Origin of the sequence: Microbacterium sp. SS28 (assembly GCF_022761035.1) — a bacterium.
GTDB lineage: Bacteria > Actinomycetota > Actinomycetes > Actinomycetales > Microbacteriaceae > Microbacterium.
The window spans coordinates 147,579-174,578 of the sequence record NZ_JAKWJP010000005.1; the positions used below are offsets into that span (position 1 = coordinate 147,579).

The 27,000-nt window shown below is 64.9% G+C and carries 22 protein-coding genes; 5 read left to right on the top strand and 17 right to left on the bottom strand.

Going from position 1 to position 27,000, the window contains the following annotated elements:
- Positions 1-7: 7 nt before the first annotated feature.
- On the bottom strand, positions 8-1,225 hold the full coding sequence (locus tag MJ607_RS14815) for a sugar ABC transporter substrate-binding protein (protein WP_243076376.1): 1,218 nt from the start codon (positions 1,223-1,225) through the stop codon (positions 8-10).
- A 322-nt stretch (positions 1,226-1,547) separates the two neighbouring features.
- Here MJ607_RS14815 and MJ607_RS14820 point away from each other — a divergent pair, with 322 nt between their 5' ends.
- Positions 1,548-2,498 carry an AraC family transcriptional regulator gene (locus MJ607_RS14820; protein WP_243076377.1) on the top strand — a complete coding sequence of 317 codons (951 nt, stop codon included), beginning with the start codon at positions 1,548-1,550 and terminating at the stop codon, positions 2,496-2,498.
- A gap of 134 nt (positions 2,499-2,632) precedes the next feature.
- On the opposite strand, the gene gndA is transcribed toward MJ607_RS14820, so the two are convergent.
- From gndA to MJ607_RS14835, 3 genes are all read right to left on the bottom strand, one after another.
- Positions 2,633-4,228, bottom strand: a complete 1,596-nt coding sequence (gene gndA, locus MJ607_RS14825) for an NADP-dependent phosphogluconate dehydrogenase (RefSeq protein WP_279234727.1) — start codon at positions 4,226-4,228, stop codon at positions 2,633-2,635.
- 119 nt (positions 4,229-4,347) lie between these two features.
- The gene (locus MJ607_RS14830; RefSeq protein ID WP_243076378.1) at positions 4,348-4,905 is read right to left on the bottom strand and encodes a gluconokinase; all 558 of its coding nucleotides are present in this window, start codon (positions 4,903-4,905) and stop codon (positions 4,348-4,350) included.
- Between the two features lie 74 nt (positions 4,906-4,979).
- Positions 4,980-6,356 (bottom strand): GntP family permease, encoded by a 1,377-nt coding sequence (locus MJ607_RS14835; protein ID WP_243076379.1) that lies wholly within the window; start codon positions 6,354-6,356, stop codon positions 4,980-4,982.
- A gap of 186 nt (positions 6,357-6,542) precedes the next feature.
- Between MJ607_RS14835 and MJ607_RS14840 the strand changes: the two genes are divergently transcribed.
- Positions 6,543-7,277: a FadR/GntR family transcriptional regulator gene (locus tag MJ607_RS14840; RefSeq protein ID WP_243076380.1), complete on the top strand. Its 735-nt coding sequence runs from the start codon at positions 6,543-6,545 to the stop codon at positions 7,275-7,277.
- Positions 7,278-7,483: 206 nt separating this feature from the next.
- On the opposite strand, the gene MJ607_RS14845 is transcribed toward MJ607_RS14840, so the two are convergent.
- Genes MJ607_RS14845 through MJ607_RS14870 form a run of 6 tightly spaced genes read right to left on the bottom strand, consistent with a single transcriptional unit; the run spans position 7,484 to position 15,950 of the window.
- Positions 7,484-8,701, bottom strand: a complete 1,218-nt coding sequence (locus tag MJ607_RS14845) for an ROK family transcriptional regulator (protein ID WP_243076381.1) — start codon at positions 8,699-8,701, stop codon at positions 7,484-7,486.
- The gene (locus MJ607_RS14850) at positions 8,698-10,137 is read right to left on the bottom strand and encodes a glycoside hydrolase family 5 protein (protein ID WP_243076382.1); all 1,440 of its coding nucleotides are present in this window, start codon (positions 10,135-10,137) and stop codon (positions 8,698-8,700) included. The genes MJ607_RS14845 and MJ607_RS14850 overlap by 4 nt, the downstream gene beginning before the upstream one ends.
- A gap of 8 nt (positions 10,138-10,145) precedes the next feature.
- Positions 10,146-11,051 carry a carbohydrate ABC transporter permease gene (locus tag MJ607_RS14855; RefSeq protein WP_243076383.1) on the bottom strand — a complete coding sequence of 302 codons (906 nt, stop codon included), beginning with the start codon at positions 11,049-11,051 and terminating at the stop codon, positions 10,146-10,148.
- Positions 11,038-11,916, bottom strand: coding sequence for a carbohydrate ABC transporter permease (locus tag MJ607_RS14860; protein WP_243076384.1), 879 nt, complete (start codon positions 11,914-11,916; stop codon positions 11,038-11,040). Before MJ607_RS14860 ends, MJ607_RS14855 begins: the two co-directional genes overlap by 14 nt.
- Before the next feature lie 55 nt (positions 11,917-11,971).
- Complete coding sequence (locus tag MJ607_RS14865) at positions 11,972-13,216, bottom strand: extracellular solute-binding protein (protein WP_243076385.1); 1,245 nt, start codon at positions 13,214-13,216, stop codon at positions 11,972-11,974.
- Positions 13,217-13,241: 25 nt separating this feature from the next.
- The gene (locus MJ607_RS14870) at positions 13,242-15,950 is read right to left on the bottom strand and encodes a discoidin domain-containing protein (RefSeq protein ID WP_243076386.1); all 2,709 of its coding nucleotides are present in this window, start codon (positions 15,948-15,950) and stop codon (positions 13,242-13,244) included.
- A gap of 635 nt (positions 15,951-16,585) precedes the next feature.
- Between MJ607_RS14870 and MJ607_RS14875 the strand changes: the two genes are divergently transcribed.
- Positions 16,586-17,149, top strand: coding sequence for an NADPH-dependent FMN reductase (locus tag MJ607_RS14875; RefSeq protein WP_243076387.1), 564 nt, complete (start codon positions 16,586-16,588; stop codon positions 17,147-17,149).
- A gap of 123 nt (positions 17,150-17,272) precedes the next feature.
- Positions 17,273-17,851 (top strand): TetR/AcrR family transcriptional regulator, encoded by a 579-nt coding sequence (locus MJ607_RS14880; RefSeq protein WP_243076388.1) that lies wholly within the window; start codon positions 17,273-17,275, stop codon positions 17,849-17,851.
- Between the two features lie 148 nt (positions 17,852-17,999).
- Here MJ607_RS14880 and MJ607_RS14885 read toward each other — a convergent pair whose 3' ends face one another.
- The 3 genes from MJ607_RS14885 to MJ607_RS14895 form a co-directional block, all read right to left on the bottom strand.
- Positions 18,000-19,349 carry a glycoside hydrolase family 30 beta sandwich domain-containing protein gene (locus MJ607_RS14885; protein ID WP_243076389.1) on the bottom strand — a complete coding sequence of 450 codons (1,350 nt, stop codon included), beginning with the start codon at positions 19,347-19,349 and terminating at the stop codon, positions 18,000-18,002.
- Positions 19,350-19,642: 293 nt separating this feature from the next.
- Positions 19,643-22,753: a glycoside hydrolase family 3 C-terminal domain-containing protein gene (locus MJ607_RS14890; RefSeq protein WP_243076390.1), complete on the bottom strand. Its 3,111-nt coding sequence runs from the start codon at positions 22,751-22,753 to the stop codon at positions 19,643-19,645.
- A gap of 264 nt (positions 22,754-23,017) precedes the next feature.
- Positions 23,018-23,497 (bottom strand): helix-turn-helix transcriptional regulator, encoded by a 480-nt coding sequence (locus MJ607_RS14895; RefSeq protein ID WP_243076391.1) that lies wholly within the window; start codon positions 23,495-23,497, stop codon positions 23,018-23,020.
- Between the two features lie 332 nt (positions 23,498-23,829).
- Here MJ607_RS14895 and MJ607_RS14900 point away from each other — a divergent pair, with 332 nt between their 5' ends.
- Entirely contained in the window at positions 23,830-23,967 is a 138-nt protein-coding gene (locus MJ607_RS14900; protein WP_243076392.1) for a hypothetical protein, read from the top strand.
- Here the strand turns inward: MJ607_RS14900 and MJ607_RS20335 are convergent.
- The 4 genes from MJ607_RS20335 to MJ607_RS14915 all read right to left on the bottom strand — a co-directional run bounded on the left by MJ607_RS20335 (position 23,953) and on the right by MJ607_RS14915 (position 26,999).
- A complete protein-coding gene (locus MJ607_RS20335; protein WP_374238064.1) occupies positions 23,953-24,291 on the bottom strand; it encodes a DUF2397 family protein in 339 nt (112 codons plus the stop codon). The genes MJ607_RS14900 and MJ607_RS20335 overlap by 15 nt on opposite strands.
- Before the next feature lie 112 nt (positions 24,292-24,403).
- Positions 24,404-25,531 (bottom strand): S9 family peptidase, encoded by a 1,128-nt coding sequence (locus MJ607_RS14905; protein ID WP_243076393.1) that lies wholly within the window; start codon positions 25,529-25,531, stop codon positions 24,404-24,406.
- A complete protein-coding gene (locus tag MJ607_RS14910; protein WP_243076394.1) occupies positions 25,528-26,484 on the bottom strand; it encodes a hypothetical protein in 957 nt (318 codons plus the stop codon). The genes MJ607_RS14905 and MJ607_RS14910 overlap by 4 nt, the downstream gene beginning before the upstream one ends.
- A complete protein-coding gene (locus tag MJ607_RS14915) occupies positions 26,484-26,999 on the bottom strand; it encodes a hypothetical protein (RefSeq protein ID WP_243076395.1) in 516 nt (171 codons plus the stop codon). Before MJ607_RS14915 ends, MJ607_RS14910 begins: the two co-directional genes overlap by 1 nt.
- Between the last annotated feature and the right edge of the window lies 1 nt (position 27,000).

The window sequence follows — 27,000 nt, forward strand, 5'->3', positions numbered from 1 at the left end:
GCTGGTGTTACTTCTGCTTGTCTCCAGCGACCTGGGCGATCTGCTGCCCCTCGGCGAGTGCCGCTTCGACGGTCGTGCGGCCGGCGATGGCGTCCGCCACGAGTTGCGCAACCTGGTTGCCCACGTCCTGGAACTCGGGGATGGTCACGTACTGGATTCCGACCCACGGCTGCGGGTCTACGCCCGGCTGCTCCGGGTTCACCGCGTTCATCACCTCGAGAGTGATCGGGGCGAAGGCGGCCGCAGCCTCCTTGTACTCCGGGATCTCATAGGTCGAGTTGCGCGCCCCCGGGGGTACCCGTGTCCAGCCGAGAGTCTCTCCGACCAGCTGCTGGTACTCCTTGCTTGTCGCCCACTTGACGAACGTGGTCGCCGCATCGGCGTTCTTCGTCGTCTCCGGGACGGCGAGGTTCCACGACCACAGCCAGCCCGACTCGTCGGTCTTGTAGGTCGGTGCGTGCGCGTACCCCATCTGACCGGCGACCTCCGATGTCTCGGGGTCCTCGAGAATGGATGCCGCGACGGATGCGTCGTACCACATCGCCGCCTTGCCCCCGCTGAGCAGGTTCAAGCACTCCGTGAAGCTGTACGAGACCGGGTCGGATTCACCCGCTTCCGCCAGCAGATCAACGTAGAAGTTGACCGCTTCAGTGAATTCCGGAGAGTCGACCTGGGCATTCCAGTCCATGTCGTACCAGTTGCCGCCGAAGGTCTGCACCACGGTGGTCAAGGGCGCGAACAGGTCGCCCCACCCGGGCTTGCCACGGAGGCAGATCCCGGCCACATCTGGAGTGTTGAGCGTCTTGGCGAACTCGGCGACCTGCTGCCACGTCGGGTTGTTCGGCATCGTCAGACCGGCCGCCTCGAACATCGCCTTGTTGTACATCAGGATCGACGATTCGCCGTAGAACGGGACCGCGTACTGCTTTCCGTCGACAGAGATGGCTTTGCGGACGGGCTCCAGAAGATCGTCGACGTCGTAGTCCGCGTCTGCTTCGAGGGCAGGTGTCAGATCCTTGAGCCACCCCAGCGCTCCCCATTGGGGTACTTCGTAGGCGCCGACCGTGACGATGTCATACTGGCCCGCCTTGGATGCGACGTCCGCAGTGACCGCGGCCCGGAGGTCGCCTTCCTCCATCTGGACGAAGTTGACCTTGATTCCAGGGTTTTCCTTCTCGAAGGTTCCCTTGAGCTCCTCCATGTCTTTCATCTGCGGATTGCTCACGGTGGCGAGAGTGAGGGTGACATCGCCCTCTTGCTGACTGCTACCGCCAGCGCCGGCGCATCCGGCCAAGGCGATAGCGGTGACTGTCAGCGCCGAACTGACGGCGAGAACGCGTCGTCTGGTACGCATAGGAACTCCTTTGTTTGTCTGCTGTGTCGGGGGCCAGCTGGCTTTGCGATGCGTATGGCTGCCGCACGGGCCGACTGTCTTCTCCGACTATGGGCGACGCCCGCTCCTGTCGTCCCACCCCTAGCGATCAGGAAGTGGTACTTTCATTCCAGTTCTCGTCACCCGACTGATCAGCAAGGCCGCTGGAGGACTGATGGCATCACCGGACACCTTCGCCAGGGCGATCATGGCCAGTCCCGCAGCGAGAGAGCTCATTCCGCACCCCGATGGGGAGTCGTTCCGCTGGATCGAACACGACTATCCGTGCGACATCGCGCGATGGAACTATCACCCCGAAGTGGAGATCCACCTCATCCGCCGCAGCAGCGGCAACTTCATCATCGGCGATGAGGTCGGGGCCTTCGAACCGGGTCATGTCGCGATCGTCGGAGCCGAAGTTCCCCACGACTGGATGAGCGATCTGACAGAGGGTGAAGTCATTGAGAAGCGAGATGCCGTCATCCAGTTCACGCCGGATTGGCTGCAGAGCAGCATCGACGCCATCCCAGAATTAGCGCCCTCGCTTAGGCTGTTGGAGCAGTCACGGCGCGGAATCGTCTTCTCGGGAAGCACCGCCACGACTGCCGCCATCGAGATCGAGAAGGTCGGTGAGTTCAGTGGCGCCCGACGCATGGCCCACTTCTTCGGCCTGCTGGACATTCTGGTGAACGCACCCGAGCACGAGCGACACTACGTCGCGCACGAACTGTATTCACCCAATGTCGGGCGAGAGGGCAAAGCTGCCGTAGACGCGGGACTCGCCTACGTCGTCGAGAACCTGAGCGGACACATCCGTCTGTCAGAAGCAGCCCGACTCGCGTACATGTCTGAGCCGTCCTTCTCCAAATACTTCAAGAAGGCGAGCGGGATGACATTCTCCGACCTGGTCCGCCGTCTCCGAATCGCCAACGCCTGTCGGCTCCTCGACCAATCCGACTCGTCCATCGCCGACATCAGCGCAGCTGTGGGCTACCGCAATCTGGCCAACTTCAACCGGCAATTCCGATCAGAAACGGGCTATACGCCCAGCGCGTACCGAGCGCTGGACCCCTCAGCGAAGCCGAGGAGTGGGTTGGCGGGCTACAGCCGGACTCAATCCGCCTGAGGCGCGCGTCGGTGGTGATGCGGGTGTGGACGACGGTCGGGTCTTCTGCGAGACCGAGCTCGTGGATCCCGATCGGCGGGGCACGTTCGGCGACCGGTCCGTGGGGCACCGCGAGCGGAGCTGGGACGTCGTGCTCAGTGCGTGTCTTCGGCTTCGATCTCGGTGCGGTCGCCCGACCACAGCGTGTGGAAGGTGCCTTCCTTGTCGATGCGCTTGTAGGTGTGCGCCCCGAAGAAGTCGCGCTGGCCCTGGATGAGGGCGGCGGGCAGGCGCTCGGCGCGCAGCCCGTCGTAGTACGCCAGCGACGACGAGAAGGCGGGGGCGGGGATGCCGGCGCCCGCGGCCGCCTGGACGATCCGGCGCCACGCGCCCTGCGCGCGCTCGAGGGCCTCGACGAAGTACGGCGCCGTGAGCAGGACCGCGAGGTCGGGCTGGGCGTTGTACGCGTCGGCGATGCGGTTGAGGAACTGGGCTCGGATGATGCAGCCGGCGCGCCAGATCTTCGAGACGGCGCCCAGGTCGATCTGCCAGTCGTACTGGGCGGCGCCCGCGCGGATCTCGTCGAAGCCCTGCGAGTACGCCACGATCTTCGAGGCGAACAGGGCGAGGCGCACGTCCTCGATGAACGCGTCGGCGTCCTGGACGCTCAGGGCCTCGGCGGGCCCCGGCAGGCTCGTCGAGATGGAGCGCTGCTCGGGGTGGCTCGACAGCGAGCGCGCGAAGGTGGCCTCGGCGATGCCCGAGACGGGGACGCCCAGGTCGAGGGCCGTCTGCACGGTCCATGCGCCGGTGCCCTTGGCGCCGGCCTGGTCGAGGATGACGTCGACGAGCGGCTTGCCGGTCTCGGCGTCGTTCTGGCGGAGCACCTCGGCGGTGATCTCGATGAGGTAGGACTCCAGCTCGCCGGTGTTCCACTCGGCGAAGACCTCCGCGATCTCGGCGGGGGTCTTGCCCGTGCCGCGGCGGATGAGGTCGTAGGCCTCGGCGATGAGCTGCATGTCGGCGTACTCGATGCCGTTGTGCACCATCTTGACGAAGTGGCCCGCGCCGTCGTGGCCGACGTGCGTGACGCACGGCTCGCCCTCGGCGACCGCGGCGATCCCCTTGAGGATCGGACCGAGGGTCACCCACGACTCGTCGGGACCGCCCGGCATGAGCGACGGGCCGTTGAGCGCGCCCTCCTCGCCGCCCGAGACGCCCATGCCGACGAAGTTGACGCCCGTCTCGCGGACGGCCTTCTCGCGGCGGATCGTGTCGGTGAACAGGGCGTTGCCGCCGTCGACGATGATGTCGCCCGGCTCGAAGACCTCCAGGAGCGAGTCGATGACAGCATCCGTCGGGCGACCGGCCTTGACCATGATGACCGCGGTGCGGGGCTTCGTGAGCGAGGCTGCGAACTCCTCGTACGAGAACGACGGGACGAACTCGGCCTCGGGGTGCTCGGTGACCAGCTCGTCGGTCTTGGAGCGGCTGCGGTTGTAGACCGCGACGGTGTTGCCCTCGCGCGAGGCGAGGTTGCGGGCCAGGTTCGAGCCCATCACCGCGAGGCCCACGACGCCGATGTTGGCAGTCGCCTGCGCGACGCCCTCGGGTCCGGTCGGGGTCGGCGCCGGACGCTCGACAGTCTCGATGGGAGGCGCGCCCTCGTGGGCGGTGGCCGCCTCGTCGGGGGCCTGCTGCTGGTCGGTGGAGACCTTCGTCTGGACGGCCGGGTGTGAAGTATCGGACATTTCGCGTTCTCCTCTAATGTGTCGCTGAATCGTTCAGATATTCGATATCGCGCCTGCCCGCCCGGCGCATCGCTCGTTACGGCGCAGCTCATTTGCGAGCCCGCGAACAGGGATCGGTGTCACTGAGTCGACCTCGTGAGTTCGAACCGCTCGAGAATCTCGGCGACCTCGGCCCCAGGCGACTGTCGGGCGTCGACCACTATTCCGGCCTCATCGGAGTCGAGTGGTTCGAGAGTCTGGAACTGCGACCCGAGTAGCGACGGTGGCATGTAGTGGCCTTTGCGCTCCGCGAGGCGGTGGGCGATGGTGTCACGCCCTCCGGCGAGGTGCACGAACATCACGCCGCGTCGAGCGAGTCGAGTCCGATATTCGCGCTTGAGCGCAGAGCAGGTGACGACACCGGGGCGCCCAGCGACTTGATGCGCGTCGATCCAGGCGGCAATCCGGTCGAGCCACGGCCAGCGGTCGTCGTCGGTGAGTGGCTGTCCACTCGCCATTTTGGCGACATTCGCTGCCGGATGCAGCTCGTCACCCTCCTGCCTATCCCAGCCGAGCTGCTCTGCAAGCAGCGCGGCAACCGTCGATTTTCCGCTGCCTGAGACGCCCATGACAACGAGGATGGGCGTGCCGCCGAACGCGGCGAATGTCTCGGCGGCGCTGTGTGGGGTGGGCTGCATGATTCCTCCAACTGACGTCCGTGTGAGTCGATAGAACTTTGAGCGACTGTGGGTCGCGTGCGCGGTCGTGGCGGCTATCCCACGAACGGGCTGATGAGGAGGACGCCCGCCAAGCCGACGATCGAGATGATGCACTCCATCACCGTCCACGACTTGAGCGTCTGGCCGATGCTCAAGCCGAAGTACTCCTTGATCAGCCAGAAGCCCGCGTCGTTGACGTGTGAGAGGAACACGGATCCAGCACCGATCGCGAGAACCAGCAACGAGGTGGCGCCCGTGGACAGCCCCAGGTCGGCGACGAGTGGCTGCAGGATTCCGGCCGCGGTGATCGTCGCGACGGTGGCGGAGCCTGTGGCGACCCGGATGAGTACGGAGACGAGCCACGCGAGGGCGAGAACGATCGTCAGTGAGCCGCCGAAACCTGAGATCGCGTCGGCGATCACCTGCCCGATCGTGGCGTCGACGAGTACCTGCTTGAAGCCCCCGCCGGCGCCGACGATCAGCAGGATGCCGGCGATCGGAGGCAGCGACGAGCCGACAGAAGCGGCGAGCTGGACGCGGTTCATACGAGCACCACGTCCGAGCACGATCATGCCGACCAGTACGGCGATGAGCAGGGCCACCGCCGGCTTTCCGAGGAAGTCGACCACGAGCTTCCAGGTGTCCACCGACCCCGGCGCGACGACGTTCGCCAGCGAGGAGAGCAGCATCAGAACGACGGGCAGCAGGATGCAGAACAATGCGGCCCCGAACGACGGGCGTGGCTTGTGTTCGATGTCCTCGCCGCGGTCCTCCGGTGTGACGTACAAGGCAGGAACGGGCACCTTGACCCATCGGGCCGCCAGATTCGAGAAGAGCGGACCCGCGATGATCACGGTCGGGATGGCGATGATGACGCCGAAGAGCAGGGTCTGCCCGAGGTCGGCTCCAACGAGATCAATGGCGGCGAGCGGGCCGGGGTGGGGGGGAACAAGTCCGTGCATCGCCGACAGCCCGGCCAGCGTCGGAATTGCGATGCGCATGAGCGGCAGCCCAGAGCGGCGGGCGACGAGGATGATCACCGGCACGAGCAGGACGAGCCCGACCTCGAAGAACATCGGGAGGCCGATGAGGGCACCTGCTGCGCCCATGACCCACGGCAATGCGCGATTGGACGCCCGGGCGATAAGAGTGTCGACGATGCGGTCGGCGCCCCCCGAGTCGGCGAGCATCTTGCCGAAGATCGCGCCGAGCGCGATCAGCACCCCGACTCCGCCCATTGTGGACCCGAAGCCGTTAGAGAAGCTCGTGATGGTCTGCACGGCACTCATGCCGGCGACCAGTCCGGTGACAAGCGCGCCGATCATGAGCGAGATGAACGGATGCAGCTTCAGCCACGTGATGAGCGTGACGATCACGGCGATCCCGATGACAGCAGCGGTGATGAGTTGCCACGCGGGGGCAGTAGTCATGATGGGTACCGGGTCGGCGGCATGAATCATCGACGGCACTGTGCTGAGGAAGTGGTGCATGGGCCCGAGCTCCTTCGATCTGACGGCTTCATCAACGATGATAGGGATATGTCCTACTTATTGCAACCAACGCGTAAATACGGCCTACATCTTTCGTCGCTTGAGCCGGTCGTTCATAATCGAAAGATGGACTCGATGAGCGGCTCGTCAGCCATGCACGAGCGATTCCTCGAGAACCTCGGGGCGGACATCGTGGCCGGCCGCCTCGCGCCGGGCACGCGCATCCTCACAGCCGATATCGCCGCGAACTTCGGCGCCTCACGCTCCGCCCTCCGCGAAGTCGTGCGAGTGCTCGAGTCGATGGGCCTTGTGGAGGTGCGCCGCCGTGCGGGCGTAGAGATCCTGCCACCCGAGCGGTGGAATCCATACGAGACGCGATTGATCCGCTGGCGTCTAGCGGGCCCCGACCGCATCGAGGTGTTGCACTCTCTCAGCGAGTTGCGCTCTGCCATCGAGCCGACAGCAGCCCGGCTGGCCGCGACCGTCGCAACCAGCGAGCAACGTGCGGCCGTCATGAGCGCGGTGACTGGCATGGCCGAGCATTCAAGGCACGCCGACGAAGCGCCTTACCTGAAGCATGACATCGCCTTCCACCAGGCTGTGCTGGACGCATCCGGCAACCCGTTTCTCGCCGCGCTTGCCGAGGTCGTCGCTGAAGTGCTGTGCGGCCGCACCCAACACAACCTTATGCCGCGTGTCGCGGACTCGACCGCCCTGCGAATGCATCAAGAGGTGGCTTTCGCCATCGCCGAAGGCAAGGCAGAGTCGGCGGCTGCGGCGATGCAGGCTATCGTCACCGAAGCCGACCAGGCCGTCCAGGCGGAGGATTCCGTCATCCCCCGGTTCCAAGGGGTCACGTGACCCTCCGTTGCGTCCACTCGCATCGACGGTAGAAGTCGTCCCGGAGTGTGAGGTAGACGCGGCCCACGCGCAGGCCTGATTCCGCGCAACGACGGGCAGCTCACGCGCGCCGCTGTCGAGATTCACATCGGAGAGGTGGACCGGTCGGGAGCGTTGGCTCATCGGACGGCGCAGGGCGCAGGTCACTTGCTCGCTCGAAAGGCAACTCAGATTCGGCCGGTCCGGTCGTCGATGAGACAGGACTCGATGGGCATGACGGCTGAACCGAGTGCGATCGTGTCACCGCCGAAGCTCGCGCTGACGAGATCGAACTGCTCGGCGGCGCGGGCGAGACTGTTGCGACGAATCGCATCGAGGATCTGCGGCGTGTGATGCTCCATCAGCCGCATCCCCACCCATCCGCCGACGACAATTCTCTGTGGGCTCGTGAGATTGACGATGTTTCCCAGCGCGGCGCCTAGCGCCTCGATGGTGTCGTCGAGCACGGAATGAGCGGTTCCGCCGGCAGCGGCGTCTTCCAGGAAGGCGCCGAGCGCCTGCCAGCCACTTCCCTCGAAGACTCCGCCGGCTCGTCGCCATGCGCCGAGGATCGCATCGGCGCCGATGTACGCCTCCACGCAACCCCTGTTGCCGCAGCGGCACGGCTGGCCGCCGAAACGGATCTTCGTGTGACCCCACTCGGTGGCGCTGCTGAACGCGCCCCTGGCGACGGTGCCGTCCGCGATGACTCCGAGGCCGACGCCGCGGCCGAGCAGTGCGACGGCCGCACGGTCCACTCCTCGGGCGCTGCCGAACCACAGTTCCGCGCGCGCGAGGCTCTTCGCGCCGTTGTCGGCGAAGACGGTGAGCCCATCGGGCAGGACGGGGGGGATCTGGTACGGCTCCCAGCCGAGGCTCTGGGCGAACAGCACCTGGCTGCCGTCTCCTTCGGTCTCCACCACCCCGGGGAGCCCCAGCCCGATCCCGAGCACCCGTCCCCAGCGTTCGGCGTTCCGTTCACGCAAAGCCGAAACCGCCTCGACGATGTCGGTTTCGATACCGTCCACGGTCTCCTCCACGCGACCGCCCCGGAACTCGCGGTCGACCATGTTGAGACCGAGGTCGAACAGCTCGACCGCGACACCGCGCTCCCCGACGTCCGCGCCGAGGCTGTAGGCGCCGTCTGCGCGTGGCGCGATGATCGCGATCGGACGCCCGCCGCGAGAGGCTACGGTCCCGATTTCGGCGACGAGGCCTTCCTCGATCAGGTCGGCGACGATGTTCGCGGCGGACGCGGTCGACAGGCCGCACTGCCGGGCCACGTCGGCGCGCGTGGTTTCCCGACTTCGGAGGATAAATGTGAGTGCGGTCGCACGATTGCGTTGCCGCAGGGATGTCACTGTGGCTGACTCGGGGCCGGGTGTCCGGAGCTCGCGAGGGGTCATGTCCCGACGCTATCGGTTCGTTCGACGGCGAGTGCGCGCACCTCCACCCCGGTCGTCGCGTGCAGGACGAGGTGTCGGCCGTCCCACGTCACGTCGACGGCGTCCGGAGCGTCAGCGTCCAGCCTCCACGACGTGGGCTCCTCCGCGAGCGGGAAGGCGAGCCACTCGCCCTGGTCCAGGCGGACGGTCACCCGCTCACCGTCATCGTAGGGCTCGCCGGCCGTATGGTGCCACATGCCCGTCGGCACCCGTGTGCGGTCCAGCGGGGATGACTGTCCGCGCATGCCGGCCCAGCCAGGCAGCTCGAGGGTGGGCCGGGCGAACAGAGCGTCTATGACTTGCGGTTGTGGGACGCACTGGTCGGCACGAATCGCCTGCAGGTAGTTCTCGAGAATGGCCCAGGCGTCGCTCGGTTTCGGGTCGGCTCCGATGTCCGCGATCGATTCCCAGCCATCGGGGCGCTCTGCGGAGAGGGGCGAGGTGCGGGTTGCGAGCTTCTTCCATGGCCAGAAGTTCCAGCCGATCCCGTGCCGCTCGTACAGGCGGGTGGCCGCGTAGATCCATGCGGGGGTGTTCTCGCCGCCCTCCCCCATGTAGACGGGAGTTTCCAGTTCGTCGCGGACCTGGAGGAAGTCGGCGATGCTGGATTCATCGGGCGGACACCAATAGCGGTGGAACTGCAGTGCCTGATTGTCGTCGAACCGGTCGCGGAGTGGCGTCCAATTCGTCGCCCAGTGGCTTCCTTCGTACATGATCAAGTGGGCGTCGTCCGCGGCGCGCACGGCGCGGGTGAGGTCGCGGTAGAGCGCGACGAGTTCGTCGTTGTAGCGGTGCTGCCACTCGTTGGGAAGCGGCTCGTTGAGAAGGTCGTAGCCCAGAACGGCCTCGCGGTCGCGGTAGCGTCGCGCCAGTTCGACCCAGAGTTCTATCGTCTGCGCGCGGTATGAGGCATCCATGAACAGCTCGGGGATGCCGCGCGGCGAGTCATCGATGTTGGTTCCGGTCTGACCACCTGGCGCTCCGTGCAGATCGAGCAGGATGCGCAGGCCGTGCGCTTCGCTCCATTGCACGGCCCTTTCGATGAGTGCGAAGCCGTCTTCCCGCAGGTCTCCGTCGGCGCCCAGGAGGCCGCGGGAGTTGATAGGCAGCCGCACGTGGTCGAATCCGGCACGCGCGATCATCGCGAAGTCATCCTCGGCGATGAAGGTCTCTCGAAATTGGCGCCAGAACTCGGCGGCGCGGGACTCGCCGACCAGGCGAAGGACATGCGCCTCGATCTGGCGCGGTGAGGCGAGGTCGTCGCCGAAGCCCCACATGTAACCCTCGGGAAGCAGCCAGTTCCCTAGTCCGACGCCACGGAGCAGAAGTGGGCCCGCGTCGTCGACGAGCGCCGTGCCCTCGGCACGAACGAATCCGGGACGGAAGAGGTGGGTCATTCGGATCCTTACTTGAGGCCTGACAGGGCGAACCCCTGCACGATGTATCGCTGGAAGATGACGAAGACGATGAGGATGGGCACCACCATGAGCGTGGAGGCTGCCATCTGCAGCGACGGATTCGTCGCGATCTGCTGATTAAGCAGCGACAGCCCGACGGACAACGTGTAGAGCCGCTCATCATTGGCCATGATCAGCGGCCAGAGGAAGGCGTTCCAGCCGGCGATGAAGGTCAGCACCACCTGGACCGACAGGATGGGTCCTGACATCGGCAGGATGATTCGCAAGAAGATCCGCAGCTCTCCAGCACCGTCGACCCGGGCCGCTTCGATGACCTCCGTGGGGATGGTGGTCATGAACTGCCGAAACAGGAACAGGCTGAATCCGGAGACCAGCATCGGCAGCGCGATGCCGATCAGCGTGTTGGTCAACCCCATGCCGTTGAGGATCAGGAAGCTGGGGATCATCGTGACTTGCCCGGGGATCATCATCGTCACCAGCACGAGGAAGAACAGCGCATCCCGCCCAGGGAAGGAGAATTTCGCGAACCCGTAGCCCGCCGCTGCCATCAGCAGCAGCCCCACCATGCAGATCACCACGATGGCCAGCGTGTTTACGAGGTAGCGGCCGAAGTCCAGCTCGGTGAACAGCTGCGCGTAGAACTCGAAGGTGGGCTCTTGCGGGATGAGGTGCGGGGGGTAGGCAACTGCCTCGCTCCGCGGCTTCACCGACGCCAGCACCATCCACACGAAGGGAAAGGCGGTCGCAATGGCACCGATCACCAGGAGGATGCCGATCACCACCGCACCCGGTCGCACCGGTGCCGGCCTTCGTGGCACCGCGTCCGTCGGCGGTTTCGGCACCGTGACCTCCAGTGGGGACGAGGTGTTCTCGATGAGGTCAGTAGTCGACATCAGTCCTCCGAGTTCGCAGTTGGATGATCGTGATCAGGGCGATGACGGCGAAGAGCACCACCGACCCGGCGCTGGCGTAGCCGAACTGGCTTGACGAGAAGCCGGTCTGATAGAGGAACAGCGAGATGGAGGTGGATGCTCCGAGCGGCCCTCCCTTGGTGAGCACGAACGGCTCATCGAAGAACTGCAGCCACGCGATCGTCGTGGTGATCGCGACGAAGAAGACCGCGAACCGGAGCAATGGGATGACGATGGACACGGTGCGGCGCAGCTCTGACGCGCCGTCGAGCGCGGCCGCCTCGAGGTACTCCTTGGGCACGCCCTGCAGGGCCGCGAGGAAGATGATGATGTTCAATCCCAGCCCTCGCCAGATTGCGACCCAGACCACCGACAACTTCACGATGATCGGGTCTGACAGCCACGGCACCGGCGGGACTCCGACGAGGGAGAGAAGGTAGTTGAACAGCCCGAACTGCGTGTTGAACATGTAGCCCCACACCAGCGCGACCGCAACGATGGCCGTGATGGCGGGGACGAAGTAGAAGGAGCGAAGCGCCCGGAACAGCCGAGACTGGGAGCGGTTGAGCGCGAGAGCGATGGTCAGGGACAGGATCACGACCGTGGGGACCCCGAGGATCACGAAGATCCCGGTGTTGACCATCGCCTGCCAGAACCGTCCGTCCGACAGCAGTCGCTCGTAATTGTCGAGGCCGATGAACTCGATGCGCGACCAGTTGCCGAGGCCGGCGAGGTTCATGTCGGTGAAGCTCACCAGCAGCGCTACTGCGATCGGCAGGACGCCGAAGGCGATCAGGAGCAGCATCGCCGGGGTGACGAAAGCGTAAGGCGCGAGTCGTGTCTTCATGATGAGTGGTTCGGGGACGCGGAAAGGCATGACCGGTTCCGCGCCCCCGGGCCTTTCAGTTGGCGGGTGTACCCGTAGTGGTGTCGAACAGCGTCTGCAGCGTCGCGTCGCGGTCCGCACCGTTGAGCACGATCGCGTTCAGGGCGTCCAGAAGCGCCTTCCCGGTCTCGCCGTCCCAGTTCGGGACCAGGGGGAGCAGGCGGGCATCCGCGAGCTGCTCCGAGTACGTCGCCACCAGCGGGTCGGCCATGAGGGTCTCGTCCTCCAGCGCCGCGGTGACCGTGGGCAGCTGGCCGTCGAGCTCGTACCAGGCGATCTGCGTTTCGGGGTCGGACAGGAAGTCGAGCAGCTGCAGCGCACCGTCCTCGTTGTCGGTGTCGGCCCACACGCCGAGGTTCGAACCGGCCAGAAGTGAGGTGCCCGCAGCGGCATCGGGGACCGTCGTGACCGTCCACTTGCCATCCAGCTCGGGAGCGGCATCCGAAATGGCCGCCGCCAGGTACGGACCGCTGACGAGCATCGGCGCTACGCCCGACACGAAGCCCTGTGTCTGGTCGAAGTCGCTGTTGGTCGGTACGCTTCCGTCGGCGTACAGGCCGGTGTAGAGATCGACAGCAGCCTCGAACTCGGGGGTGTCGAAGTCGATCTCGCCGTCGCTGTTGACGACGTCGCCGCCCTGATCCCAAGTCATCACGACCGGAAGGGCGCTGTCCCACTGGGGAATGTAGTAGCCGTACTGCCCCTCACCGCGCGCGGTCAGGGTCAGCGCGTCCGCGCGAAGCTCATCCCACGTCGCGGGCGGAGCGTCGATGCCCGCCTCGGCCAGGATGTCGGTGCGCGTGAAGAGCACCCGCGTGTCCGCTACCCACGGCAGCGACACGACGTCGCCGCCGATGGCTGTCGCCTCACCCGCTACCCCCGGTATGAAGTTGGAGGAATCCAGGTTGGGATAGTCGGCGACCGTCTCCTTGTCCAGCGGAAGGAGCGCCCCGCTGTCTGCGAAAGTGCGCAGCTTCGACAGCCCGATCTGCAGAAGATCGGGACCATCGCCCGACGCGACAGCCGTCGTGAACTTCTGATCGATCGCATCCCACGGAATGGCGACCGTTTCGACATCGATGCCGGATTTCTTCTCGAAGGGGGCGACGAGCTCATCGAAGTTCGCCGAGCTGTCACCCATCACCCATACGGTGAGGGCGTTGTCGTCAGACGCGCCTTCCGGCGAAGACGAGGCGCAGGCGGTGAGGGATGCCGCGACTGCTGCGGCGAGGCCCCCCGCGATCCAACGGGACTTGTGCATGTGATTTCCTTTCGGGTGGGGTTTGTTAGTAGGAGGAGAAGACGGCGATCTGGTCGAGCGTCCACCACTGGGGTGCGATGCCGGTCTGCGAGATGCGGATGTAGCGAGCCGTGGTGGGCTCGATGGAGATGGGGCGTTTCCAGCCGTAGGCGATACCCGTGGCAGCGGCGGTCCAATTTCTGCCGTCGATCGATGTCTCCAGCGTGAATCCGCGCGGATAGTCCCATGCGGAATCCGGCGCCGTCTGTACGGTCACCATCGAGACGGTATGCGATGCACCCATGTCGATCTGATACCACTCGTCTCCGCTCATGGCCTTGCCGCTCTGCCACGACGATCCGTTGGCCCCATCGATGCCGCTCGCCGGCGTCGACCACGGGGAGCTCGAGGAAGCGGACGCGGTCCACCCCGAGTGGGCGATCTCGGCCGGAGCGAATGCCGCGAGCCCGCCGGTGTACTTCGCGACGGTGGCGACGAAGCGCTCGTTCTTCGTGAAATTCTCGGTGCCGAACGCGGCGAGCTTCGAGCGGAAAGTGGCGGCGTCATCCGAGTTCACGACGGGCACCGGCGAGGGGTTGTCGTAGTAGAAGCCCCAGTACGCGAATCCGTCCCCCGCTGCTCCACGCACCTTGTAGGTCCAGTTCGTCCACGAGACGTCGAGGGAGTTTAGTCCCGCCATGAATCGAGACCAGACGTCGTCGTTGTAGTAGAGCGAGTACTCGCCGTACAAGATGGGGACGCCGTGACCCGAGAGGCGAGCCGGAAGCCCGCTGAGCTCGTTCGTCACAAGCTGGTTCTGCGCGCTCCAGTCCTTCTGGTTCGGCATGTCGTACGGGTGGTACTCGTAGACGACGTTGGTCCATCCGTGGACAGAGGGCGCGGCGAGCGAGTTCGGTCCGAAGAACGCCCCGAGGAAGATGGTGTGATCCGGATCGACGGCACGCACGGCGTCGTAGAGCCGGTCGTAATACTCGCTCTTCTGAGCGACGTCCTCCGCGTCCTCGTCGTAGTCGATGAGAGGTTCGTTGATGAGGTCGTATCCCGCGACCGCAGGATTGCCACGATAGCGATCCGCCATGACCGTCCAGATCGACTCCACCCAATCGTGGTAGGTCTCGCTCCCCCAGAAGCCATTCGGGTTAGGCCCGATGCGGCCGCAGCTTCCCCACGGACACCCCCCGCCCGGCACGGTGTGCAGGTCCAGCAGCACGTAGATTCCGCGCGCGGCAGCCTCCTTCACCGCCCAGTCGATCTTCGACCAGGGATCTGACTTCCAGGAGCCGTCGAGATTCAGGAAATGCGACCATCCGATCGGCAGCCGGATGAGGTTCATGCCCATCGCCGCGATCTCGTCGAGATCGCTTTCGGTGAACCATGTGTCTTGGTGTGTCGCGATGATCGACTGGGTGGTTGCCGCGTCGAAGCGCGCGTTCAGCGTGGTGCTCAGTGAAAAGTCGTCGTTGTGAAGGCCAGCGGTAAGCTCACCGATCGTCCACCACCGGTCAGGCGATGAGCCTGTCTGGGTGAGCCGCAGGTAGCGGGCAGCCTGAGCGGGGAATCCGATCGTCGTCGCCTTGCGCGTTCCCACCCCAGTCGCGACGGTCGTCCATGTGCTGCCGTCGCGCGACAGGTCCAGGGCGTAGCCTCGCGCCCAGTCCTGTTCATCGGATGCGTTCTTCGCCGTGTCGATCGTCACGTTGTTCATCGTCGCGAGCGCGCCCATGTCGATCGTCACGGATTGCCCCGGAGCTTGGTGCGTCGATGTCGTCCACCGTGTGGCGACATTGCCGTCGAGCACCTCACCAGCGGGCGAACCGATGGATGCCGTTGCTGTCCATGCGCCGCGGTCGAGTGAAGTGCCGCTGTAGATGGCGACTTCGGCCACGGACCACCAGTTGGACGCGTTGCCGTTCGAGACGATCCTGAGATAGCGTCCGTTCTTTGCGCCGTTGAAGTCGGCCAGGACAGTCCTCCCTGCTCCGTACCCGCTCGCGACCTTCGTCCAGGTGGCGTTGTCCCAGGAGGTGAAGACGTCCCAGATCCTCGGGTAGTCGTTCGAAGTGGCCCTGCCGGCGTCGAACAGCACTTTGTCCATGTCGACGTTTCTTCCGAGATCGATCGTGACCGCCTGTCCGGGGGCCTGCGCCGCTCCGGACTGCCACACGCTGGAGACATCACCGTCGATGGCTTTGCTGGGCGACGTCCCGGGCGCGCTGGACGTGGCCGACGCCGAATGACGCCCATTGAAGAGGACAGGGTCACTGAACAGGTTCAACTCGCCGATGGACCAGCCCACTGGTGCCGAGGCCTTTTGGGTGAGACGAACGAATCGCGCCACCTGGGGGGTGAACCGGGCGATCGTGACACCGTCTACGCCGGCCTGGGTCGCAACGCTCTTCCACGTCGACCCGTCGGTCGACGTCTCGATGTCGACCAGTCGCGCGTACTCTCCCGGGGCGGCAGTGTTGTCGATCGACAGACGGTTGAACAGCGTCGCAGCCCCGAGGTCGACCGTGATTCTCTCACCACCGCGCTGCGCACCACCGGCTGTCCACCGCGTCGTCTGCGACCCGTCAAGAACCCGCTCGGGGGATCCGCCCGTCGCGCTCGCCGACCAGCCGGTCCGATCGGCCGCGAACTCGCCGAGGGGTGACATCCAGTCTTCCTGGGTGAGCCACCCGCCGACGTTCGTTCCTCGCAGGTTGAGCACCTCACCGGCGTCGGTCCTCAACACGGTGCCGTCCGCCTTGACGAAATCAGCTGCGCCCAAAGGCGCAGCTGTGGCGGGCATGGGGATGGATAACAGGCTGGCAGCGAGTGCAACGATCCCCAGAGCAGCAGTGTGTCGGCGGTTGTGCTTGTGCTTGAGCTTCACGATCCTCCTCGATCGGATAAGTGGCCAACGAGCGTCGTGTGCCTCCGCTTCGTTATGCTCCAATTTATTCTAAGTCAAAGAGTTAGTCAATGGTTGGCACCAGACCTGTGGAGAGGACAACTGAGTCGCCCGATCGCAGCTCGGGTCGGAACCGAGGTGGGCGGGACCACGGCCTCGGTGCCGAGAGCGGCGCCGCAATCCCATCCCGTCGTACACGCTCAACTCCCCCGATCCGGAGGAGCGCGAAGCTGGACGGCGCTCCTGCGTGCTCGCGCACGCAGTGAACAACGGCGCCGAACCAGCAGAGATCGGGCGCCGCCTCAACACGATCCTCTCAACCGAAGCACCAGCTGCCCCCTTGTATCCGTGCGCCGAGCTCTTGCGGGTGAATACCTTATCTGCAAAGGTTTTTCCATGACGGATGAGCAGGCGTGACGAACACACGCTCATCGTGGACGGCAATCGCCGAGAGGCGACCAATGTGAGGAGCATCCATGGTCTATAACGTCGGCTACTTCGTGGGCAGCCTGTCATCTACATCGATCAATCGGACCTTGGCGAGAGCGCTGATCCGTCTGGCGCCAGAGGATCTTGCCTTCACTGAAATCCCGATCCGAGAGGACCACGACGCGGACTTCCCACCTGAGGCGAGGGCGCTCAAGCACGCGATCGCGAGCAAGGACGCCGTCCTCTTCGTCACGCCCGAATACAATCGGTCGATCCCGGGCGGCCTGAAGAATGCGATCGACTGGGCATCGCGTCCCTGGGGGGAGAACTCGTTCGACCACATTCCCGCCGCCGTGATCGGGGCATCCATCGGGCAGATCGGCACTGCGGTCGCTCAGCAGAGTCTGCGTGGAGTTCTCAGTTTCTGCAACGCGCGACAGATGACTGCGCCGGAGGCATACGTACGGTTCTCGACCGACGTCTTCGCCGAGGACGGGACTGTTTCGGACTCGAAGACGGAGGATTTCCTCCGCAGCTACCTGCTCGAGTTCCGCGAGCACATCCAGCGCGTGCTCACCGTCATCCCGCGCCCGGGGAGCGCATCCTACTGAAGGCCGCGCCGTGACTGCGCGTTACGGTCTCCCCACATAGGAGACGGCTATCCCTTGTGCGTAGGGGAACGCCGCCAAGAGGCCGCGAGGCCGGCATATCGTTCCCCGAATATGCTGAGCGCTATGCCTGCTCGCCGCGCATACGCCAAGGGCGCCGCCAAGCGCGAAGAAATCCTCGCAGTTGCCCTCGACGTCGTCGCGAAGAACGGATGCCGCAAGGCAACTAACCGCGAGATCGCCAAGCGCGTCGGTCTGACGCAGCCAGGTCTCATGCATTACTTCTCCTCACGCGAGGAGTTGTTTCAGGAAGTGCTCCGCACCCGCGACCAACGCGACCACGCCCTGTACAACGGTCCGGACGCAGGCTTCGACGGCTTCCTCGCCGTCATTCGCCACAACGCTCAGGTGCCGGGGCTCGTACAGCTGTACGCCGAATTCGCCGCTGAGGCAAGCATCGCGGGCCATCCCGCGCACGACTTCTTCGTCAAGCGATATCGGTGGGTCCGCGGAGTGGTCGCGCAGGCAATCGTGCTCGCCCAGGAGCAGGGTCTGATGGGTCCGGATCTCGACATCGCCGGTGCGGCGGACCTCATCGTTGCCGCAACCGACGGCCTGCAGGTCGAGTGGCTCCATGACCCGTCGATCGATATGACCCAACGCCTTACCGATCTCTGGCAACTGCTCTGCCGTTCATCAAAGTAAGAACGCGAGTCGACGGCACGCCGGCCGTGCGAGCGCTGAATCTCAAGGCTCAGGACCCGTTCGATCGACAGCGCACGCGCGACGCGCCGCCAACCACCGGATCGGAGCCGAGCCGGGCGGACAACAAACGTGCGGATGACCGGGCTCGTCAGTCACCCCACGCAACGGTGGTGAGCGATCGAGGAGCCAACTCGGTGAGCACGGCATCTTGGCCGTCGCCGATTCTGACGTCGCGTGTGTCGGCTCCTGGGTTCCAGATCACCATGACCATCCCCCCTGCGGGGGTTTGGAAGGCCACGTTCTGCAAGCCCGGTGCTTCGCTGGAACCGACCCGGACGGAGCCCGCCGGAACGAAACGCGCGGCGTGCCCCAGGACTGCGTACTCCGCATTCCTCTCCACCGTGTTCTCCGCACCCACCGTCACGACACCGGTGCATGTCGTGCATCCACCCCAATGGGGCCCTCCTGACTCGTCCAATGCGAGGTTCCAGGTCAGGATCGCGGACGCACGGTTGCGCAAGGAGTCGAGCAGCAGATGCTCAGACTGCCACGAAAGTGTGTCCGCGAAGATCTGGGCGCGAGAATCACCCTCACCGTGCGACCCGGAACATTCAGACACCCAGACGCTCTTCTGAGGGAACTGCTGCCAAAGCCTGTCCATGGCCGCCGCGTTCCCCGAGTAGCAATGAAAGGCCGTACCCGAGATCCAGTCGGCCGCGTCCGTGCGAAGCAAGTCCGCGGGGTACTGATAGGCAGGATCCTCTCCCGCTGGTGTGGTTGCCGCATCGCCGGCGCTCAATTCCCAGTTGTGGTCGAACCCGAGGATTTCGGTGGCCAACCCAGCCTCGCGGAGGGCCGGCCCAAGACGCTCTATGAGGGCCGCTGCCTGCCAGAACGGCACGTCGGTGCCGGGGTAGCCGTCAGGATACCGCAGTTGCGGCTCGTTCTGGACAGTGAGGTAGTCGATGTCGATTCCCTCCGCTCGGTACTCTTGAACGAAGCGAACCAAGTAGTCAGCATAGATCCGGTACGCATCATCCGCGTCGCGCAGGCGCCCGCCCTCTAGACTCCCGCTGGTCTTCAACCAGGCGGGTGGGCTCCAGGGGCTCGCTACCAACGTCACATCCGGTGCGAGCGCGACGATCTCCTTCAGTACCGGAATGAGCGCGCGCAGATCCGGCGAGAGATCGAACCGCTCGAGTTGAGGGTCTGTCTCTCCGGGCCCGACGTCGGCGAGCGTGAACGGCTCGACCGGGGTGAAGTCGGATGCACCGATGGGCACTCGAATGATCGAGAGCCGGACATCACCATCCGGGGAGAACAGTTCTGCGAGGAGTTGCCGTCGAGTGTCATCCGGCAGATTGAAGATCAGCTCCGCGGACGAGTGCGTCAACGCCGCTCCGAATCCCACGATCTCCTGCTCGGCAGAGGCCGGATCGACGACGATATCGAGATCGTCACGTGGGTCGGGGATGAGTCGCGCCTCGATCTGTTGCATGGGAAGAGGCGTGTCCGCCCTTGTCTGCACCGCTTGTATCCGGGGCTTCCCAGGACCCGCGGAAGGGAGCCCTCCGACCTCGCGGGAGGGGATGACGAGAGCACCGAGCAGAATCGCGATGACCGCGAGGAGTCCGACCACTCCCGCCGCAATGGCAGTGGCTCTGCGTGAACGCCGACGCGGCTGGAGGCGTCTGGCCATCGAGGTCCTCTTTCGTCAGTAAGGCGAACAGGCAGAGAGGCGGGACCCGGCTCGGCGGATCGCCGAGCCGGGTCCCACCTCTCGGATCCGGATCAGGGTCGCAGGAGCAGCCTCTTCACGAGGTCCAGCGCTGCCATGGATGCGCTCCCTTGATCGTTCAGCGCGAACGACTGGGCGGCGCTTTCAGTGTCGCAGGCTTGCTGGACGACGAGGGCTCCGTTGTCCCTGGAGCCACCCTGAACGGCGAGGCATAGCCCGCTGTGCTTGGCGACGAACTGGTACTGGCCGTCACCGACGCGCACCGGCTTGAACAGCTGGTTGTCGGCGCGCGGCTTCGGTGTGGAAAGCTCCACCGGAGCTCCCTCGGCCGTCGACGCACCTGCCACCTGCAGCGCGAGACCGGATTCGGCGCCCGTGATACGGAACCAGTCGCCCTTGAGCGAGCCGAGGTGCCAGACCGCGTTCGGCTGCGGTGCCGGGCACGCCCACTGCTGGACTTCGGTGCCGGGTGTGGTCCCGTGGTCCTTCGCGTCGAGGCAGGCGCCGGAGTTCTCGTTCACGATGGTGTAGACCAGCTTGTTCGAGATCCCGGACTGGTTCTCCTTGTCGGAGGACTTGACAGCGGCCTTGCCCTCGAGCCGGATATCACCTGAAGACGCGCCAACCAGCACGTCGACATCGCCGCGCGGCGTGACCCACTGGTCGGTGTAGGAGTCCCAATACGAGAACGACTGTCGCGCAAGCTCCACCGTGACGGTCTTCGACTCGCCGGGTTCCAAAGACACCTTCGTGAATCCAGCCAGCTGCTTCGGAGCGGTCTCCACGACCGTGGTGGGCAGCTTCCCGACGTAGACCTGCGGAGTCTCCGCCCCGGCACGGTCGCCACTGTTGGTGACCGTGAAGGTCGCCGTCACCTTGGCTTTGCCGGTGGACTTAACCGCCAGTCCGGAATAGTCGAACGTGGTGTACGACAGGCCGTGGCCGAACGGGTACTTCGGGGTGATTCCGAACTGCTCGTATCCGCGGTAGCCGACGAAGACACCCTCGGTGTAGTACGAGTCCTTTCCGATGCCGGGGTACTGCTCCGGCGTGTTGATCGGTGTCGCATCGTCCGACACAGGGAACGTGACGGGCAGCTTGCCAGAAGGCGAGACGTCGCCGAACAGGATGCTCGCGATCGCAGCACCCTGGTTCTGGCCGCCGTACCAGGCCTCCAGAACAGCGGGTACGCCATCTTCCCATTCGGCCGTCGTGGTTGGGCCACCGGTCGTGAGCACCACTACCGTGTTCGGGTTGACGGCGCTGACGGCTTCGATGAGCGCTTCCTGCCCGTTGGGCAGACCGAGGTCGGCTTTGTCGCCTCCCTCGGAACCGTAATCCCGGACGACGACGACCGCGAGGTCAGACGCGGCAGCCAGTTCGGCTGCTGCCTGTGCCTGCGGATCGATCGCGCCTTCAGGCTTGACCCATCCGAGTCGAAGCTGCGGTCCCAGTTCGGAGCGAGCTCCGCTGGATGCGGTGTACTCCACCTGCACGTCGTAGCTCTGGCCGGCGACCAGATCGAACGCCACGGTGTTCGTGGAGTAGAGGGGAGTTTCCTCGACCGAGAGGACGGGGGTTCCGTCGATCTGGACCGTTGCCACGCCCCATGCTCCCAACTCCAGCTGGTACGTGCCGGTGACGGTGGGTGTCAGCGTTGAACTGAAGGTTGCGCTCGCGATTCCGCCCCCGGGGAAGGTGGGAATCGACGGGTTCTGCGAGTTGAAGCCCTCGAAGTAGAAGAAGCCACCGTTGATCGAGATGTTCTGCTGCGTCTCCGCATCGAGCAGCGCGCCGTTCGCATCGAACACCTGCACGTCCACGCCCGGGTCTCCAGCCGCATTCGTGAGGTAATCCGAGGGAATCACGTCGGCTCCCGGCAGCTGCGAGGACGAGGTGACGAAGTCAGAACCCCTGACGTGTTCCACGGTCGCGTCTGGAAGCAGATCGCGAATCCCCTGCAGAGGACTGATAGTCGACGTGGGCAGCACAAGCGAGCTGCCGCCACCGGCAGTGGCGTTGTCGGCGTCCGCCCCGATAACCGCGACACTGTCGATCTCGTCTGCTGACAGCGGCAGAATACCGTCGTTCTTCAGCAGCACCATTCCCTCTTCTGCGATCTTCTGCGAGACCTGGGCATGGCCGGCCTCATCGAACTCCTGGATGACAGCCGGGTTGTCGAAGAGACCCAGACGGAACATCGGTGTCAGAACGCGCAGCACGCGGACATCGATCTCCGACTCCGCGACCTGACCGCTTTGCACTGCGCCGACGAGCTGGTTGAAGAACCCGAAGCTCGGCTGCTCCTGATCGAGGCCCGCCCGCATGGCTTCCACGCTGCTGTGGGTCGCGCCATAGTCGCTCATCACCCAGCCCTGGAAGTCGAGCTGTTCCCGCATGATCTGCGTCAACAATTCCGAGTTCTCGCACGCGTAGATGAAGTTCACCTTGTTGAAGGCGCACATCGCCGACGCGGGATTGCTCAGGTCGATGCCGATATCGAATGGCCGCACGTAGATCTCCTGCAGCGCGCGCTCTCCGACAACGGCGTTGCCGCCGGTGAGTCGGTCGTCTTCCTGGTTGTACGCGGCGAAGTGCTTGATGTCCGCCGCGACCGGATACTGCTGGATAGCGTTGATCTGCGATCCCGCGATGATGCCCGAAAGCAGGGGATCCTCGCCATACGTCTCGAACGCCCTGCCTGCCACACCAACCCGCGCGATGTCGACCGCCGTGCCAAGGCTGACGTTATGACCGGTCTTGAACGCCTCGTCTCCGATGACGTCGCCGAATTGAGTCGCTGCCGCCGTGTCGAACGTTGCCGCGAGCGCGATGGGCGCAGGCAGTGCCGTTGAGCGCTTTTCGTTCGCCCGTGGATCCGCGATGCGGACCCCGGCGGGCCCGTCCGCCATCGTCAAAGCGGGTATCCCAAGACGCTCGATCGGCGCATTGTAGAAGCCGTAGAAGTTGTTCTGCTCTCCTTCCAGCATGTCGACCTTCTCCTCGAGCGTCATCTGCGCGAGAAGTGCCGCTGCCCGTTCCTCGGGCGAGTCGGGTGGGGCGGCGGTGGCCGGGGATCCCATCGCGACTCCGGTGAGGAGCAAGGCGCACGAGATCGCCATGGCGACACCGGCGACTCTCACTCTGGGGTGTGATTTGCGCATGTCAGTTCCTTCGCATGTTGGGCTCGACGTCCGCACTCGGGATGACGTCGGCGGAAAGTGACGGGTAGAGCTGCTCAGTGGTCGACTGCGTGCTGCAGCCGGTGATCGTCGTTGATCTGGGGTGGCGTCCTTTCGCTCAATCCTTCTCCGGTGGCGGATCAGCCGCGTCGAGCTCTTGATTGCGTCGGCCGCGCCAGCTCCACGCGGAGCCCTACCGGAGGAACCTATGCGCCGGCTCGGAAGCCCGTCTATGAAATGCACGACTCACTTCTCCAGGGCAAGCGAGCTTCCACTCACGGTTCCGGCTGGCCTCCGCGGTGCACCCGCGCCCTGGAGATTCGCCACGGCCTGAAGGTTCGCAACCCCCTGGCGGAATGCGGTCGGCGTCAAACCGAACGCCTCACGGAAGAGCCTCGTGAAGTACGCCGGATCCACCAGACCCCATCTCGCTCCGATAGCGGCAATCGAGTCGTCGGCACACGCCGGGTCGGCGAGGTCCAGACGTGCGGCGTCCAGGCGGCAACGACGGATCCACGCCTGCGTTGACTCGCCCGAAGCCTCGAAAACCCGGTTCAGGGTTCGCACCGAAATGTGGAGATGAGCGGCCACCTGCAATTGGTCAAGACGCGGGTCCACGAGTCGCTGGGCGATGAAGCGCTTCGCTTCCAGTTCGAGTGCGCGGTGCGCGGACCGACAGCGCCGAACGGCCGGGCCTGGAACCTTCTGTTCGCGGTTTCCCTGCATCTTCAGAGTTCTCCTTGCCAACCTGGCGAGGGCGATTGTTTGGCAGCGGCGATGATTAACGGCTAAAACTATCTTATGGAATAAGGGGCCAGGTCGCGCCTTGATAAGTCGCTCGCGGCAACCCGGATGGCAACGGGAGTGCAGGGGGTCCCTGGCGAATCAACGGTGTGATTCGAAGTCTGTCTCCAAAACCAGAGCACGTCAAGTATTCGTTGAGGCAAGGGCAGTCTCAAGTAGGCCAACCCGGCGAAAAAGCCGTCGCCGTGGGCTCCGAATCTCGTTTGCAACGCGCCAAACCCGTTCACCCGGGCAGCCGCTGAGGCATCCGTGTCATGGTTGCCGATCGATCGGCGTGGCGCGCGAACTACGTCGTTGCAGACGACCCATTGCGGGATGCCGCCGGCACGCCGATCGCCACGCTGCTGCGGCTGGCGCCCCGCGATGAGGGCCCCGCGTCACGAGATCGCTGATGAACCGCTCGAGGTATTCGATGAGCTGCTCCTTGTACGCCAGGAACGCCTCGACGTGCGCTGGATCGACCCCATAAACGCGACGGCATTCTCCGCCGGCTCGGTGAACCGATCTCGCAGGCTCCGCATCGCCTGATGAGTCGGAGCCGCGTCTATGGCGCCGCCGACATCATGGGCGCGCACGGTGTGCCGCAGGCTGGCCAGGAGTACGGCGATATCCTCCAGCGCCACGGACTGGAGCGCACCGCGTGTGCCGAGTGCAGCGTCGTACTGTGCCAGAGAGTGTTCCGCGGCCTCCCCCTCACGTGACAGCTGGTACAGCATCCGACGTGAGAGAAGTCCTCGAGGGCCGTCACCCGACTGGAGTCCGGGAACGCGGGCACCTTACTGGTGGCCACATTTGAGTCGAGCCAATAGGGCTGTGCGGGTGTTCTCGTTACTGCGGCGAACTCTGACTGGGCGAGCCGAGCCACGCCGTCAGTGCGGGTCCAAAGTGTTCAGGGTCCGCGTTGGCCTCCCACCCGTGCTGCGCTCTTGCCGTCTCAACGACGCGGGCGCTCGGGTTCGTCCGAGCGAACTCCTGCGTCAGTTCGAATGGGATCTCCTCGTCGCCCGGGGAGTGTATGACGAGGGTCGGGACACTCAACGTGAAATTGTGGGTCCAGTTGAGTTGGTCGAATTTGAGCGGGCTCGGCATTCCGACGATCTTGCTGGCGGCGGGAGATTCGAGAACCCAAATCACGACTCTCGCCAAGAAGGTCGGCAGCCCTGCCCGCTTGACGCCCTGCTGGACGATGCCCCTCCAGTTCGTCGCGGGGGCCACGAGCGCGAGTCGGTCGATGGCTTTCGGCTGATGCCGCAGAAGCTCTAGGGCGATCCCAGCGCCCATCGACCACGCCACCACGTACACCTTCGATGCGCCGTGCGATCGCGCGTAGGCAATGGCATCCGCGAGGTCGCTCCACTCTCGCTGACCAAGTTGCGATACCGCCGCGGCGGGCCCATCACCCGCGCCACGGTAGGTGATCACGAGCGAGGTGAGCTGCGCATCTTGGGCCGCCTCGACCGAGCGAAGAGCCACCAATCTAGTGGTGCGAATGCCCTGGACATGGATCACCCACGGCCGACCTGGGTCGGCGGTGCGGAACAGCCATGCCGGCGCATCAGTACCATCCTGCAGCGGCACCGAGACGTCTTCCCAATTGCTGGCGATCTCGGCCGGGCCGCTCATCAGGTGCCCGGTCCATTGCGCCTCGAAGGGCTCCGATGGGATAGGGGCAGTCGCATGGAGAACTCGACGCACGACTCGGTGGCCGTCGGAGCGTTCGATTGGCCCGACGAGCGCGTGATGCTCGAAGTTCTCGCCAAACCACAGACCATAGTTCCCGGGCACCGTGGTCAGCGGGCTCTCGGGCAACTCAACCGCCTCGCCCACCCGGCGCACGAGGATCACCTTGCGGCGCGGCACGGTCCCGACCACCCGCAGCGCGAGAGTCTGGATGAACCAGGCGAACGGCAGGACAACGGTCGCGAGCGCAGCAAGCACGATGATGACCGGGTTCACGTGGCAAGCACCTTCGGATCCATACTCCTCATCCTGACCACTGTCGGAGCCCGCATCTGCCGGTCGAGCAGTTGCGCCGCCGCGCGTAGGAGCACCCTCTCTCGTCGACTCAGTTGCTCGCTGTTGGCGATATCGGTGAGACGCACGGCGAGTCGATACGCCTCATGCACGGGGTCCTCATCGGGGATCGCGGTCAACGTCATGCCGCGATCGACGTTGGCACGCTTCAGGAGCCGGCTGAGAGCAGCGTTCATAGGCCTACGACTCGCTCTGACGATCGCGATCCCCAAGATGCCCGCGCAGACCAGCACCACGCCCCCGTAGAACGGGATGATGAACAGGTTGCCGACGAACTCGACCGGCGCCGGCCGTCCCTGCCCAGCTAGCCGTAGCGTGAGATAGGCAATTTCGATGAGGCTGGCCAGCAGGATCGCCCATGCGCCTATGCGGATGAGCACATAGGGGCGGGGCTGTCGGCCACGGATTCCGATGAGCATGCGAGTCATGATGACGATGACCCAGATCATGTAGATCGACGCGTAGGCCCACAGACCGAACTGCTCAGCGTTGTCTTTGATGAAGTCATCGGAGGTCCCGCCGCGGTCGGCGATCAAGAAGAACGGGACCGCGAACGAGAGGTACATCGCGGGCAACTCCCACAGGCTCCGCGGGTTGAACCGCGTCCCGTCGAGAGTCCGCGCCGCCTGCATCACGAACCAGAAGGCAGTCGTCGCCAACAGGTTCTGGATGAGGTTGACGACGTTTGCCCCACCCATCCAGCCGTCGATCACGGGGAGGGGCACGACGACACCCACCATGAAGATCGCGCCCAGGCCCGTGATCGTGGCGATCCAGGTCAGACGGCTCGACGGCTCTCGTATTGCCGATGGCAGCCGAAGCAGCGTGAGGATCAGCAATGCGAGAAACGCGACCGTCTCGATGCGCACATCCATCAGCCGAACACCGCCTCATCACGACCGTGGCGCGGCCGCAGCACGAGGCGCGACAAGAGCTGCGAGAGCTTCTCGGCCTCCGCCTCCTTCACGAGCTCCGGATCGCTGAAGTCCAAGTCGGCCTCGAAGTCCGGCGTAACGATGCCTCGTGCGAGCACCGTCTGCCCGGCACGAACGTGATGACGACCCGGATGCTTGAGCGGAAGGGTCGTGCATCCCGCGTGCCCGAAGACCACATGCGAAAGCTCATGCAGGACGGTGTGGAACTGATACCACCGAGGATCCGACTTTCGGACGAGGATCTTCGCCGAGCTGCGCGTCAGAAGCACAAGTCCTGTGATGTTCTCCCAATCGCGGTCTCCGACCGGTTCGATCTCGATCCGCTTTCCCACCACGATGGCGACGTGCTCAACGATGTCCGCGAGATCCACCTCAGCCGGGAGCTCCAGTCGTTGCAGCTGCGCTTCGGCGCGGCTGCGGAGCTCGTGCTCGTTCTGAGAAGCGGCGTAGGTCATG

What these genes read in the sequence shown, in the direction of transcription:
- MJ607_RS14820 (WP_243076377.1), top strand. Translation starts at nt 1,548, where the DNA reads ATGGCATCACCGGACACCTTCGCCAGGGCGATCATGGCCAGTCCCGCA.
- gndA (WP_279234727.1), bottom strand. Translation starts at nt 4,228, where the DNA reads ATGTCCGATACTTCACACCCGGCCGTCCAGACGAAGGTCTCCACCGAC.
- MJ607_RS14830 (WP_243076378.1), bottom strand. Translation starts at nt 4,905, where the DNA reads ATGCAGCCCACCCCACACAGCGCCGCCGAGACATTCGCCGCGTTCGGC.
- MJ607_RS14835 (WP_243076379.1), bottom strand. Translation starts at nt 6,356, where the DNA reads ATGACTACTGCCCCCGCGTGGCAACTCATCACCGCTGCTGTCATCGGG.
- MJ607_RS14840 (WP_243076380.1), top strand. Translation starts at nt 6,543, where the DNA reads ATGGACTCGATGAGCGGCTCGTCAGCCATGCACGAGCGATTCCTCGAG.
- MJ607_RS14845 (WP_243076381.1), bottom strand. Translation starts at nt 8,701, where the DNA reads ATGACCCCTCGCGAGCTCCGGACACCCGGCCCCGAGTCAGCCACAGTG.
- MJ607_RS14850 (WP_243076382.1), bottom strand. Translation starts at nt 10,137, where the DNA reads ATGACCCACCTCTTCCGTCCCGGATTCGTTCGTGCCGAGGGCACGGCG.
- MJ607_RS14855 (WP_243076383.1), bottom strand. Translation starts at nt 11,051, where the DNA reads ATGTCGACTACTGACCTCATCGAGAACACCTCGTCCCCACTGGAGGTC.
- MJ607_RS14860 (WP_243076384.1), bottom strand. Translation starts at nt 11,916, where the DNA reads ATGAAGACACGACTCGCGCCTTACGCTTTCGTCACCCCGGCGATGCTG.
- MJ607_RS14865 (WP_243076385.1), bottom strand. Translation starts at nt 13,216, where the DNA reads ATGCACAAGTCCCGTTGGATCGCGGGGGGCCTCGCCGCAGCAGTCGCG.
- MJ607_RS14875 (WP_243076387.1), top strand. Translation starts at nt 16,586, where the DNA reads ATGGTCTATAACGTCGGCTACTTCGTGGGCAGCCTGTCATCTACATCG.
- MJ607_RS14880 (WP_243076388.1), top strand. Translation starts at nt 17,273, where the DNA reads ATGCCTGCTCGCCGCGCATACGCCAAGGGCGCCGCCAAGCGCGAAGAA.
- MJ607_RS14885 (WP_243076389.1), bottom strand. Translation starts at nt 19,349, where the DNA reads ATGCAACAGATCGAGGCGCGACTCATCCCCGACCCACGTGACGATCTC.
- MJ607_RS14890 (WP_243076390.1), bottom strand. Translation starts at nt 22,753, where the DNA reads ATGCGCAAATCACACCCCAGAGTGAGAGTCGCCGGTGTCGCCATGGCG.
- MJ607_RS14895 (WP_243076391.1), bottom strand. Translation starts at nt 23,497, where the DNA reads ATGCAGGGAAACCGCGAACAGAAGGTTCCAGGCCCGGCCGTTCGGCGC.
- MJ607_RS14900 (WP_243076392.1), top strand. Translation starts at nt 23,830, where the DNA reads ATGGTTGCCGATCGATCGGCGTGGCGCGCGAACTACGTCGTTGCAGAC.
- MJ607_RS20335 (WP_374238064.1), bottom strand. Translation starts at nt 24,291, where the DNA reads ATGCTGTACCAGCTGTCACGTGAGGGGGAGGCCGCGGAACACTCTCTG.
- MJ607_RS14910 (WP_243076394.1), bottom strand. Translation starts at nt 26,484, where the DNA reads ATGGATGTGCGCATCGAGACGGTCGCGTTTCTCGCATTGCTGATCCTC.
- MJ607_RS14915 (WP_243076395.1), bottom strand. Translation starts at nt 26,999, where the DNA reads ATGACCTACGCCGCTTCTCAGAACGAGCACGAGCTCCGCAGCCGCGCC.